The organism is Spongiactinospora rosea (assembly GCF_003315795.1).
Taxonomy (GTDB): Bacteria; Actinomycetota; Actinomycetes; order Streptosporangiales; family Streptosporangiaceae; genus Spongiactinospora; species Spongiactinospora rosea.
This window is the reverse complement of sequence record NZ_QMEY01000013.1, coordinates 119,800-132,186: the sequence shown is the minus strand read 5'-3', so window position 1 is coordinate 132,186 and position 12,387 is coordinate 119,800. Positions and strand designations below refer to the sequence as shown.

The window sequence follows — 12,387 nt, the reverse complement described above, 5'->3', positions numbered from 1 at the left end:
AGTAGCCGCGGTGGTGCTGTTGGGGCTGGTGGTGGGCGGGGTTCGCTTGCTGGTGCGGCCGGTGGGGCCGTGGCCGCCGCCGGGGGGACCGTGGCCGATGACCGGGACCTACTCGGTGACGCTGTGCAAGGTGACGTGCGCGCCTCCGACGCGGGAGCAGCGGGCGGCCATCGAGGCCAGGTTGCGGGCCATGCCGCAGGTGGAGAGCGTCGAGTTCGAATCACGGGAGGACGTCTACGACAGGCTGCGGCGGGAGGGCGCCGCCCTCCTGGAGCTGGTTCCCGGCAACATAGGCGTGGGCCACATGCTGGAGATGTACCGCGGGAGGCTCCGGACGAGTGAGCGGGCGCGGGCGTTCGAAGACGAGCTCGGCCGCCTGCCGGGTGTCGAGAGGGTCCACGTCGAGAGGCCGTGGTTCTGGGAGGGCAAGGCGGACGTGGCCGTACTGCTGTGCCAGCCGCCCGAGGAGCGGATGACGGAGCACCTGATGAACGACTACCGGACGGCGGGGGACCGGCCGAAGGACCCGTGCGCGGGCCGTGGTGCCGTGACCCGTGCGGAGCGGGACGCCGTCGCGGCCCGGCTCACCGCGATCGACGGCATCCGCACGTTCTACTTCGCCGACGAGAAGCACGCCGGAAAGGTGCGGGCGCACCTGTTCGGCGAGGATGACTTCCAGGCCGGCACCGCTCCGGCGGGGAAGGGCAACGGCGCTGCCGCCGGTTTCTGGATCGAGATCGATGGCACCCTGACCGTCCCCGCGATCCGCCGGGCGGTCACCGGCCTGCCCGGCGTGTCACTGGTCTTCCGGGTGGCCGACCGGGCGTCTTTTGCCGCGGGGCTGCGAAGTGGGGGATATTCGGGCGTGTGACGTCGAGCGCGGAGGAAGTGGAGTTCGGGCCAGAGCCGGGGCGGGGCCGGGTGTGGGGCCGCCGGGTGCTGGGCGGGCTGGCCGTGCTGCTGGTGGCCGGGGTGGCGGCCGTGGGGGTGCAGGTGGCGCGGCGGGTACCGGTACCGCCGCCGGGCGGGCCGTGGCCGGACACCGGGGAGTTCCGGGTCGAGCTGTGCGGGCCGATGTGCCCGCCCCCCACGCGGGAGCAGCGCCGGGCCATCGAGGCCAGGCTGCGTGCCATGCCCGGGGTCACCGCGGTGCGCTACTGGTCGAAGAAGGAGCAGTACCAGGAATTCGCGCGAAAGGTGACGAACGCGGAGTTCCTCGCCTCGGTCGAGGTGGACGACATGGGGGAGTCCTTCCGCGGCGGGCTCCGGCCGCCGGCCCGGCCCCTGGCGTTCATCGAGGAGGCCGAACGCCTGCCGGGCGTCAGCGTCGCGTACGTCGAGCGGCCCAGTTTCTGGCTCGGCAAGGCCGACCTCGGGGTGCTCATGTGCCCCAAGTCCCCGCCCCTGGACCCCAAGGACCCCTGCGCCGACCGCCAGGAGGTGACCGACCAGGAAAAGGACCGGATCGCCCAGCGGCTTTTCGAGTTCTCGGGCGTCGAGGAGGTCTACTTCAGCGACGCGGCCCACTCCCGGAAGGTCGAGGAGCATTCGATGGTCTACACGGGCGGGCAGCGGGACGACGAGAGCAGGTCCGTGGGTTTCTACGTCAAACTGGAGGACAAGGCCGCCGCCGGTGCCGTCGAGCGCGCGGTGGGCCGTCTCCCGGGTGTGCGCCAGGTGACGACTTTCGCGCGTTAGAGCGGGCCGGAAAGGGCGGATGTGCAACCGAGCCCCTGTGGGGAAAGGTATTCTCGCCCGTCATGAGCCCGTCCGAAACGCCGGAGAGCCGATCAACCGTGGAAGAGAAGCAGGCGGACGCCCCGCCGTACGTCACGATCGTCCTGCCCTGTTACAACGAGCAGGACCACGTCGTGGCCGAGGTCGAGCGCATCTGCAAGGCGATGGACCACAGCGAGTACACCTATGAGCTGGTCGCGGTGGACGACTGTTCCACCGACGAGACGCTGGACAGGCTCAGAGAGGCCGCGCCGAGGTTTCCGCACCTGCGCGTGCGCGCCTTCCTCCGCAACGGCGGCTCGGGCACGGTACGCCGGATCGGCTCCCAGGAGGCGCGCGGCGAGATCGTCGTGTGGACCGACGCCGACATGTCCTACCCCAACGAGCGCATCCCCGAACTGATCAACGTCCTGCACAAGGACGCCGCGATCGACCAGGTGGTCGGTGCGCGGACCTCGGAGGAGGGCTCGCACAAGCTGCTGCGGGTGCCCGCCAAGTGGTTCATCCGCAAGGTGGCCGAACGCCTGGCGAGCCAGAAGATCCCCGACCTCAACTCCGGCCTGCGGGCGTTCCGCAAGTCGGTGGCCAGGCCGTACCTGCGGCTGCTGCCGCCCGGCTTCTCCTGCGTCACCACGATCACGCTGGCCTTCCTGTCCAACCAGCACGGCGTCTACTACATGCCGATCGAGTACAGCAAGCGGGCGGGCAAGTCGAAGTTCGGCTTCGTGTCCGACGCCTACCGCTACATCCTTCAGGTGTTGCGGATGGTCATGTACTTCAACCCGCTGAAGGTCCTCATGCCCCCGGCGCTGGGGCTGACCATGATCGGGTTCGGCAAGGGCGTCTACGACGTGCTGCACTACGGCTTCTACCTGACCAGCAACGCGGTCGTGACGTTCCTGTCCGGCATGCTGATCGGCTCGGTGGCGCTGCTGGCCGACCTGATCGTCCGGTCGAGGACCGACTAGCGGAACGACCAGAGGAACAACCAACCGATGCGGATCGCCATCGTCGGCCCGACATATCCCTACAAGGGAGGCGGGGCCCAGCACACCACCGAACTCGCCCACCGGCTCGCCGCCGTGGGCCACGACGTGGTGATCGAATCCTGGCGCGCACAGTACCCGTCGTTCCTCTATCCCGGGCGGCAGACGATCGACACGCCCGAGGGCACGCCGTACCCCAACGTGCTGCGCGCGCTCGACTGGCGGCGGCCGGACGGCTGGGTGCGCTGCGGGCGGCGGCTGCGCGGCGCCGACCTGGTGGTGCTGACCGTGCTGAGCCCCGTGCAGGTGCCCGCGTACCTGGGCATTCTGGCCGGCCTCGGCCGCCGGACCCGTGTGGTGGCGCTCTGCCACAACGTGCTCCCGCACGAACGCAAGCCCTACGACACGCCGCTGATGAAGGCCCTGCTCAAGCGGGTCGATCGGGTGCTCGTCCACTCCGAGCAGCAGGCCGGGCTGGCCCGCGCCCTGGCCGCCGCGCCGGTCGCGGTCGCCGCGCTGCCGCCACACCTGCCCGCCGCCGGTACGTCCACAGCGGGCGGCGAGGTGCACCGCAGGCTGCTGTTCTTCGGGATCGTCCGCCCCTACAAGGGGCTGGACCTGCTGCTGCGCGCGCTCCCCGAAGGGATCTCGCTGACCGTGGCGGGCGAGTTCTGGGGCGGCCTGGACGACACCCAGGCGCTGATCGCCGAGCTGGGCCTCGGGGACCGCGTGGAACTGCGGCCCGGCTACGTCGCCGCCGATGACGTCCCGGGCCTGTTCGCCCGCGCCGACGCGCTGGTGCTCCCCTACCGCAACGCCACCGCCAGCCAGAACGTCTGGCTCGGCCACGAGCACGGCGTCCCGGTGATCGCCACCCGGGTCGGGGCGCTGGCCGACAACGTCACCGACGGCGTGGACGGCCTGCTGGTCGAGCCGGGCTCGGTACCGGCGCTGCGCGCGGCGATCGAACGCTTCTACGAGCCCGGCGAGCCCGAACGGCTGCGCGCGGGCGTCAAGTCCGTCGATCCCGAGCCGTTCTGGGCCGCCTACCGCGACCGCCTGCTCGACGGCTGACCCAAGGACCACCCGGCCCCGGTACTGTTGTGCGGCGTGGGAAGCCAACGTCAGGCGCAGCTCGAATACTCCGAGTTCCAGGCCGCGATGCTCGACGAGGCCAAGCGGCGCAGGAAGGCCGCCAAGATCATCGCCGTGCTCGCGCACTTCCTGGGACGCACCGGTGAGGCCCCGCTGGCCGGGCTGACCGTGGCCGACGTCGGCTGCTCGGCCGGGTTCATCGCCGATGAGCTGGCCGCCGCCGGGGCGGCCCGCACGTTCGGCCTGGACATCGACGTGCCGGGGCTGCGCAAGGCCGACGCGCGGTTCGGCGAGCGCGTGGAGTTCGTGTGCGCGGACGGCACCGCCCTGCCCTTCCCCGACGGCTCGATCGACGTGCTGGTCTTCAACCACATCTACGAGCACGTGGTCGATCCCGACGCGATCATGGCCGAGATGCGCCGGGTGCTCGCCCCGACCGGCGTGCTCTACCTCGGCCTGGGCAACCGCCTCGGCATCATCGAGCCGCACTACAAGCTCCCCTTCCTGTCCTACCTGCCGCCCGCCCTCGCCGACCGCTACGTCCGGGCCAGCGGCCGCGCCGACAACTACTACGAGCGCTTCCGCACCCGCAGGGGCCTGCGCAGGATGGTCAGGGGCTTCCGGGTGCACGACTACACCTTCCCGGTGCTCGCCACGCCCGAGCGGTTCGCGGGCGGCGAGCTGTTCCCCGGCGTGGCCGGGAAGGTGGCGCGCGCGGTTCTCGGCGGCATGCCGCGCGCGGCGCTGCGCGCGCTGTTGCCGCTGGTCCCGACCTATCTGTGGGTCGCCACCATCGGCGACCTGCGCCCCGCCGGAATGCCGCTGCCCCAGCCACCCGACCGGGTGCGTCCCCTTTGAGGGTCACCGTCAAGGGCGCGGTGCGGATCGGCTTCCTGGCCGTCGCACTGGGCTTCGGCGCGTGGGCGGTGGCCCGCGAGTGGGACGAGGTGGTCGCCGGGTTCTCCCGGCTTTCGTGGACATCGGTGCTGCTGTCGGTGGCGGCGGTGATCGCCGCGCTGGGCGGCGGGATGCTGACCTGGCGGGCGCTGCTGGCCGACCTGGGTTCGCCGCTCCCGGTACGCCAGGCGGCCAAGGTCTTCTTCGTCGGCCAGCTCGGCAAGTACATCCCCGGGTCGTTGTGGCCGGTGCTCGCGCAGATGGAGATGGGCCGCGACCTCGGCGTACCGCGCTCGCGCAGCGCCGCCGCGTTCTTCCTGACCCTGCCGATCCAGATGGCCGGCGGCCTGCTGGTCGCCGCCGTGACCCTGCTCACCGCCGGGCCCGCCGCGATCGGCCCCTACGCCTGGGCGCTGCTGCTGGTGCCGGTGCTGGCCGTACTGCTGGAACCGCGCGTGATCAACGCGATCATCGGCTTCGGGCTGCGGCTGCTGCGCCGCGAGCCGCTGGAACGCGCGCTCACCCGGCGCGGCATGCTCGGCGCGCTCGGCTGGTCGCTGGCCGGCTGGGCCGCGTACGGCCTGCACCTCGCCGTGATCCTCGGCCAGTCGGGCGCGACCGGCGTGCCGGGCGCGCGGCTGGTGGTGTTCGCGACGGGCGCGTTCGCGCTGTCGTGGTGCCTCGGCATCATGACGTTCGTGGTGCCCGCCGGGGCCGGGGTGCGCGAGCTGGCGATGGTGGCCGTACTGTCCCCGGTGCTCGCCGCGGGTCCCGCCATCGCGGTGGCGCTGGCCTCCCGGATCGTGCTGGTGGCGGGCGATCTGCTGTGCGCGGGCACGGCCGCGCTGGCCGCGCGGTCGGCCGCCGTACCTGAGGCCGGACCACAGAGCGACAACGCGCCCCGAAATGCCCTGTGATTTACCGCACGTTTTCGGGGAGGCTGGCAATAGAGTTGTCTGGAGAGGGGGACGCACGGTCCCGCGTGACCACGTAGACCATGGGGGGAGCGATCCGTCTTGACGCTTCGAGTGCTCCTCGACGCGGCAGCGGTTCCGGCCGATCGTGGCGCGCTGAGCAGGTATGTCGATGGGCTCGTCGCCGCTCTCGACCATGCCGGCGCCGATTTCGCGGTCGCCTGCCAGCGTGCCGACGCCGAGCGCTACCAGCGGCTCGCGCCGTCCGCGCGGGTGCTTTCCGGCCCGCCGTCGATCACCAACCGGGCCGCCCGGCTCAACTGGGAGCAGACCACTGTGCCGGTGCTCGCCCAGCAGGTCGGCGCGCAGGTGATCCACGCGCCCTACTACTCGATCCCGCTGCGGCCCGGCCTGCCGACCGTGGTGACCGTCCACGACGTCACCTGGTTCACCGACCCTGAGCAGCACGGCGCGGTCAAGGCCGCGTTCTTCCGCTCGGCCACGCGCAGCTCGGTGCGCCACGCGACCCGCGTGGTGGTGCCCTCCAAGGCCACCAGAGACGAGCTGGTCCGGGTGCTGTCGGCCGACCCGACCCGCATCGACGTGGCCTATCACGGCGTTGACCACCGCATCTTCTACCGGCCCGCCGAGCAGGAGGTCAAGCGGGTCGCCGACCGGCTCGGCCTGCATGGTCAGCCGTATGTCGCGTTCCTGGGCGCGCTCGAACCGCGCAAGAACGTCCCCAACCTGATCCGTGGCTTCGCCCGCGCGGTCGGCGGGTTCGCCGAGCCGCCCGCGCTGGTGCTCGCCGGGGGCATCCGCGACGAGGGCGTCGAGGCGGCGGTGGCCGAGGTGCCTGCGGCGATCCGCGTGGTCCGGCCGGGTTACCTGCCGTTCGCCGACCTGCCGGGGTTCCTCGGGGGCGCGCTGGCGGTGGCGTTCCCGTCCCGGGGCGAGGGGTTCGGGCTGCCCGTCCTTGAGGCGATGGCCTGCGGCGCCCCGGTGCTGACCACCCACCGCACGTCGCTGCCCGAGGTCGGCGGCGACGCCGTCGCCTACACCGAGCCCGACATCGACAGCATCGCCCAGGCCCTTTCCGACCTGCTCGGCTCGCCGCTGCGGCGCGAACGGCTGGCGTCGGCGGGCCTCGACCGGGCCAGGGAGTTCAGCTGGGAGGCTTCGGCCGAAGCACATCTCACGTGTTATCAGCGCGCGGTCGAATAGTGCACTACGCTCGCGGGGGTGACGGAGATTTCCTCCCCCCGCCGCGCTGACCTGGAAGGTCGCGGTGATCTCGAAGCCATTCTGCTGGTCGGCGGCAAGGGCACCCGGCTGCGGCCACTGACACTGAGCGTCCCGAAGCCGCTGCTGCCCACCGCCGGGGTCCCGTTCCTGGCGCACCAGCTCGCCCGGGCCCGCGCGTACGGCGTGCGCAGGATCGTCTTCGCCACCTCCTACCGGGCCTCGATGTTCGCCGAGGCGTTCGGCGACGGCTCCTCCTTCGGGCTGGAACTGGCGTACATGACGGAGGAGACCCCGCTCGGCACCGGCGGCGCCATCCGCAACGCCGCCGAGGCGCTGACCTCCCCGCCCGGCGCGCCCGTGCTGATCCTCAACGGCGACATCCTGTCCGGCCACGACATCGGCGCGCAGGTCGAGCGGCACGTCACCGCGGGCGCGGCGGTGACCCTGCACCTCACCGAGGTGGACGACCCGTCCAGGTTCGGCTGCGTACCGACCGACGAATCCGGGCGGGTCACCGCGTTCCTGGAGAAGACCCCCAACCCGGTGACCAACCGGATCAACGCCGGATGTTACGTGTTCACCCGCTCGGTGATCGACACCATCCCGGCGGGGGAGGTCGTCTCGGTGGAGCGGGAGACCTTCCCCGGGCTGATCGAGGCGGGCGAGCAGGTCCTCGGTTACGCCGACCGGTCGTACTGGCTCGACGTCGGCACGCCCGCCGCGTTCGTGCAGGGCTCCCGTGACCTGGTGCTCGGCACCCTGTCCTCGCCCGCGCTGCCCGGCCCGCCCGGGGAGGTGCTGGCCCTGCCGGGTGCGATGATCCCTTCCGACGCCAAGGTGGGCGGCGGCACGGTGGTCGGCGCCGGGGCGGTCGTGGAGTCCGGCGCGCAGGTCAGCGGCAGTGTCATCGGCGCGGGCGCGGTGATCCGCGCGGGCGCGGTGGTGTCCGACTCGGTGGTCGGCACGGGCGCGCGGATCGAGTCCGGCGCGGTGGTGCGCGACTCCGTGGTGGGCGACGAGGCCGTGGTCGGTCCGGGCAACGAACTGCGGGCAGGCGCCCGGCTCTGGCCGGGGGTCCACCTGCCCGCGTGCGCGGTCCGCTTCTCCAGCGACGTCTAGCGCTGGCCTGGGCGGTCCACCACCTTGGTCTCCAGGCGGGCCGTCAGGGTCAGCGGCGTGCCCGCCTTGACGAAGATGGGCGGCTGGTCGGTGTAGTGCATGGTGTGGTCCTTGACGGTGACGCCGTAGGTGCCGAGGAAGCGGAAGTCCACGGGGTCGAGGATCAGGTCGTACCGAATCCAGTCGCCGGTGTGGCTGAACGCCACGCCCTTCCTGCCGTCGGCGTCCTCGACCTCCCGAGTGGAGGTCACACCGGGGATGGTGGGCAGCGCGCGGAACAGCGCCGCCCGCACCTCGGGGGACAGGACCTGGGTGCCCATGAGCTGGTAGACGGCCTGAAAGACCCTTTCGTCCATGGACGGCATGGGGCCGTCCGAACTCATCTTCTGCTTCTCCAGGACCGCCCGGATCCTGCCCAGCACGCCCTCCGGCGTCACCGGTGGCCTGGCCAGGTCGTCATCGCCGAGTCCGGGGTGATTGCCCTGGACCAGCAGCTTGCCATCGGGCTGGTACCAGGCCGTCTGCTCGCCGTCCACGCTGTTCCACTCCTCCGAGGTGGTCCGCTTGGACAGGTCGACGCCGAAACCTTCGTTGGGAGCCTGGCGCTGCCTGATGTAGAGCCACTGGCCGGGGTTCGGCGTCATCCCCGTGTCGTTGTAGGCGGCCTGGGCGGCCCGTTCGCCCAGGTCCCTGACGCTCGCCACCGGGGACATGCCCGATTGGTCGCGGGCCAGCACCACGCCCGCCCCGACTGCGACGGCCAGCGCGCCCGCGACCGCCAGCCGCAGCCCGAGCCGTACGCCGTGCGACCGCCACCGGGGCCGGACCGGCCCGGCTACCTCGCCCCGCGCCGCGGCCAGCAGCCGCTCCCTGGCCGCTCGTTCGGCCTGCTCACTCATCGGCGGAGTGCCGCCGCGGAACTCCTTGATCGTGCTCATCCCAGCTCCTCTTCCCCTAGTGTCGCCCTGGCCTTCTTCCTGGCCCGGTGCAGGCGCGACCGCACGGTCCCCAGCGGAATCCCGAGCGCCTGCGCGACCTCCTCGTAGCTGAAGTCCTCCCAGGCGACCAGCAGCAATACGTCCCGGTCGCCGCGAGAGAGCGCCGCGAGCGCCCCCGCCAGCTCGCGCTCCTTGTCCAGCGCGGCCACCCGCTCCACCACGGCGTCGGCCTCGGGCTCGGGCAGCGGGTCGATCCCGGTACGGGCGAACGCCCGCAGCATCCGCTCCTCCTGCCGGCGGTGCCGGGCGACGAGCGTGGTGGCGATGCCGTACAGCCAGGGCCGGGCCATCGGCACGGAACGGTCATATGTACCGCGCCTGCGGAAGGCGGCGAGGAAGGTCTCGGCCACGATGTCGTCGGCGGCCTGTGTGCCGATCCGGCGCGCCGCGTACCGGTGGATCTGCCGCGCGTACCGGTCGTACAGCGCGGCGAACTGCTCGGGGTCGCCCTCGGACCGCCGGATCAGCTCGGCGTCGTCGAGCTCGGCCGTCTCTATGGTCAACGGCCCTCCTTAGTGAGATCGGTCGTTCACCACCCTGTCTCCCGCAGGCGGCCACCGAGTTCACGGCCGGGCGCGGCGGCGGGCCGAATGGACCGGGTGGGGGATGGACCTGGGAGAGGGGAGCGGGCGGCGATGGCCATCTCGTCGGCGCGGTCCTTCCTCGAAGGCGCGGGCACAGCGGCGGTACCGGCCACCGGGTGGTCACCGGCCAGGGCCCGAACGGGGGAGCCGGTCATCGTCGCAGGCGGGAAGCGGCGCACGTTCCCGGTGCCGGGCTTCCCGCCTGCGATCGTGCCGGTCCGAGCCCGTCAGGGCCTGCCCGGCGCACTACTTCCAGAACTTGACCTCGGGGAAGGTCGTGGAAGGCCCGTCCAGCACCGGCCGGTCCGCACCGCGCAGGTGCCGGTCCATGAACGCCTTCACGTACGCGCGCGTGATCTCCACCTCCCGCGGCGACCCCTTGGTGACCAGCGGGTAATCCGTGAAGGAGCCGTGGTCGCCGCCCTCCACCGTGATCCACCGCTTCCATCCCGTCATCCGCGCGTAGTCGCGGGCCCAGGTGGTGTCCCGGCCGCCGGGCTCGTGCACCTCGCCCGCGCCCATCAGCATGAACGGCCCCTTCAGCCCCGCCTCCGGCACCGGCACGTGGAACGCGCCGTCCATGTTGATCCCGGCCAGCACCCGCTTGTCCCGCAACATCGTCCACGACGCGGCGGCACCGCCGAGCGAATGCCCGGCCATGCCGATGCGCGAGCGGTCGATCAGCCGGGCACCGTTCCACACGGGCCGCCGCCCGAGCAGCCGGTCGAGCACGAACGACACGTCGGCCTGCCGCGACCGTACCGCCTTGTCCCCGAACTTCCGGATGTCCGCCTCCTGCTCCACGCAGGCCACGCACCCGGCCAGCCGCCCGCCGGGCAGGCTCGTGCCGTGCGACTCGTGAACATGGTCGATGCCGGCCACCACGTAGCCGTGACTGGCCAGTTCCTCGGCCAGGCCGGTGAGCGACGCGCGGGAGAGGGTGAAGCCGGGGGAGAGCACGACCAGCGGCAACGTACCCTTGCGCCCGGCCGGGCGGGCACCGGCCACCGCGTGCGTCCTGGCCTCGCTGAGCGCCTCCTTGGGCACCCCGGTGACCTCCTTGCCCTCCAGGAACGCCTGCGCCTCCGGACCGGTCATGTACTGGGCGGTGCGCCCACCGCCGCCCTTCTTCGCCGGGTACCACACCGAGACCATGAGCTGCCTGGCCTTCTCCGCCGGCACCCACGGGTCGGGACGACTCCGGTCCACAAGATGGAACGTGGCAGCGCCCACCGGCTGAGCCCCGGTCGGCCGCGGGAGCGTCAGAGGGGCAGTGGGCGCCGTGCTGACGCTCGTCATGGGCGCGGCGGCCGGGGCAGAGGCCGCCGCCGACGACGCGAGCGGCAGGACGGCGAGCAGGGCGAGCAGGCCCACGGCCGCGCCGCCCACCGGGCTGATCTTCATTGTCATGACGTCCATGCTCCCGACCCGACCGTGGCGGCACATCGTTCCAACGTGTGGCATCCACCTGCGACTTTGGTCGGCGCACAGCTGCGACTCCAGTGGCACACGTCCTTCCGAAGTCTGACCGCGGCTGTGGGGAGCCGGTCGGCCGTACCGGCTCCCCACAGTGCGACGGCTAAATGATCACTTGATCGCGAGGTTGAAGTAGCCACCTGCCGAGATGGCCTTCACACCCGTGGTGGCCACCGGCGGTACGGTGCTCTGCCCCTGCGCGTTGTACCACCACGCCACCACTTGCCCGTCGTCCTTCAGCGCGAGGCTGTGCTGCGAACCGGCGCTGATCGCGACCACGTGGTCGTCCACCTCGATGGGCATGTCGAGCTGGTGATAGTTGTTGTTACCCCATCCGATGACTCTGCCGTTCTTGATCGCCAGAGTGAACGTCGAACCGGCGGCGATCGCCGTGACTCCGGACCTGGCCTCCTCGGGGATCGTGCACTCTCCGAAGTGGTTCGGCCCCCAGCAGATGACCTCTCCGTCCTTGAGCGCGACGCTGAAGTACATCCCCGCCGCGATCGCATCGACGCCGGACAGCGCCTCGGCCGGTACGTCGGTCTCCCCGTGCGAACCGAAGCCCCACGCGAAGACCTTGCCGTCCTTCAGCGCCAGACTGTGCAGGTATCCGGCGGACACCGCGTCCACGCCGGACTCCGTCCCCGCGGGCGGAGCCAGGCTCCCGCCGGGCTGCGTGAACCGGCCCCAGGACCACACCTTGCCGTTCTTGATCGCCAGATTATGCTTGTAACCTGCAGAAATCGCCGTAACGCCGCCTCTGCGCAGGTCGATCGGCACGAACGTGCGGTCATCCCCGGCGTTGCCCCAGGCGATCGGCACGCCGTCCTTGAGCGCCAGCCCGTGCGCCAGCCCTGCGGACACCTGCGTCACACCCGACGAGACCGACTCCGGCGGCGACGACTGCCCGTCGTAGTCGCTCCCCCACGCGACGACCTGCCCGGCCACAGCCGTCTCCGCCGCCGCCCCGGCCGCCCCCGCGGCCGCCTGCGCAATGGTCGCGACCAACGCGAGCCCCACGGCGATGCTCACCGTGAGTAGTCGCCTGCCGCTATGGCGAATAGCCATCTTCCTCCCTTGTTCGGGGGTTGTTGATCTCCATCCAAGCACCCGGGTCCGACAAAAAGATCCGATGTCCTCCCACCTCCTCGGAGTCGGCGGCCTCATCCGGTCACCGATCGCCGCTCGCCTCGCGTCCCCCCGCCTGCGGTCGCGCTGGAGCCCGTTGCCCTGGTCCATGTGGACGGCGTTGGTACGCGCTTGGCGACGCTTGTTGACAGTCATTGAATCCGGGTTCCAGAACAGAAGGTCTCTCGGTGTACTCGTGTGATAACTG

The 12,387-nt window shown here is 71.6% G+C and carries 12 protein-coding genes; 8 read left to right on the top strand and 4 right to left on the bottom strand.

Annotation, left to right across the window (positions count from 1 at the left end):
• The first annotated feature begins 97 nt into the window (after window positions 1-97).
• From DP939_RS26795 to DP939_RS26760, 8 genes are all read left to right on the top strand, one after another.
• On the top strand, window positions 98-871 hold the full coding sequence (locus DP939_RS26795; protein ID WP_147268153.1) for a permease-like cell division protein FtsX: 774 nt from the start codon (window positions 98-100) through the stop codon (window positions 869-871).
• Window positions 868-1,698 (top strand): permease-like cell division protein FtsX, encoded by an 831-nt coding sequence (locus tag DP939_RS26790; protein WP_147268152.1) that lies wholly within the window; start codon window positions 868-870, stop codon window positions 1,696-1,698. Before DP939_RS26795 ends, DP939_RS26790 begins: the two co-directional genes overlap by 4 nt.
• A 62-nt stretch (window positions 1,699-1,760) precedes the next feature.
• Window positions 1,761-2,705 carry a glycosyltransferase family 2 protein gene (locus tag DP939_RS26785; RefSeq protein ID WP_113983541.1) on the top strand — a complete coding sequence of 315 codons (945 nt, stop codon included), beginning with the start codon at window positions 1,761-1,763 and terminating at the stop codon, window positions 2,703-2,705.
• A gap of 27 nt (window positions 2,706-2,732) precedes the next feature.
• Entirely contained in the window at window positions 2,733-3,797 is a 1,065-nt protein-coding gene (locus DP939_RS26780) for a glycosyltransferase family 4 protein (protein WP_113983540.1), read from the top strand.
• A gap of 36 nt (window positions 3,798-3,833) precedes the next feature.
• Window positions 3,834-4,676: a class I SAM-dependent methyltransferase gene (locus DP939_RS26775; protein WP_113983539.1), complete on the top strand. Its 843-nt coding sequence runs from the start codon at window positions 3,834-3,836 to the stop codon at window positions 4,674-4,676.
• Entirely contained in the window at window positions 4,673-5,632 is a 960-nt protein-coding gene (locus tag DP939_RS26770; RefSeq protein ID WP_113983538.1) for a lysylphosphatidylglycerol synthase transmembrane domain-containing protein, read from the top strand. The genes DP939_RS26775 and DP939_RS26770 overlap by 4 nt, the downstream gene beginning before the upstream one ends.
• 99 nt (window positions 5,633-5,731) lie before the next feature.
• Complete coding sequence (locus DP939_RS26765) at window positions 5,732-6,853, top strand: glycosyltransferase family 4 protein (protein ID WP_113983537.1); 1,122 nt, start codon at window positions 5,732-5,734, stop codon at window positions 6,851-6,853.
• An 18-nt stretch (window positions 6,854-6,871) separates the two neighbouring features.
• Complete coding sequence (locus DP939_RS26760; protein ID WP_225878517.1) at window positions 6,872-7,993, top strand: mannose-1-phosphate guanylyltransferase; 1,122 nt, start codon at window positions 6,872-6,874, stop codon at window positions 7,991-7,993.
• Here DP939_RS26760 and DP939_RS26755 read toward each other — a convergent pair.
• The 4 genes from DP939_RS26755 to DP939_RS26740 form a co-directional block, all read right to left on the bottom strand.
• Window positions 7,990-8,931, bottom strand: a complete 942-nt coding sequence (locus DP939_RS26755; RefSeq protein ID WP_113983536.1) for a CU044_5270 family protein — start codon at window positions 8,929-8,931, stop codon at window positions 7,990-7,992. The genes DP939_RS26760 and DP939_RS26755 overlap by 4 nt on opposite strands.
• Entirely contained in the window at window positions 8,928-9,494 is a 567-nt protein-coding gene (locus DP939_RS26750) for an RNA polymerase sigma factor (RefSeq protein ID WP_113983535.1), read from the bottom strand. Before DP939_RS26750 ends, DP939_RS26755 begins: the two co-directional genes overlap by 4 nt.
• Window positions 9,495-9,821: 327 nt before the next feature.
• The gene (locus tag DP939_RS26745; protein WP_113983634.1) at window positions 9,822-10,985 is read right to left on the bottom strand and encodes an alpha/beta hydrolase family protein; all 1,164 of its coding nucleotides are present in this window, start codon (window positions 10,983-10,985) and stop codon (window positions 9,822-9,824) included.
• A 177-nt stretch (window positions 10,986-11,162) separates the two neighbouring features.
• Entirely contained in the window at window positions 11,163-12,083 is a 921-nt protein-coding gene (locus DP939_RS26740; protein WP_113983534.1) for an RCC1 domain-containing protein, read from the bottom strand.
• Window positions 12,084-12,387: the final 304 nt, after the last annotated feature.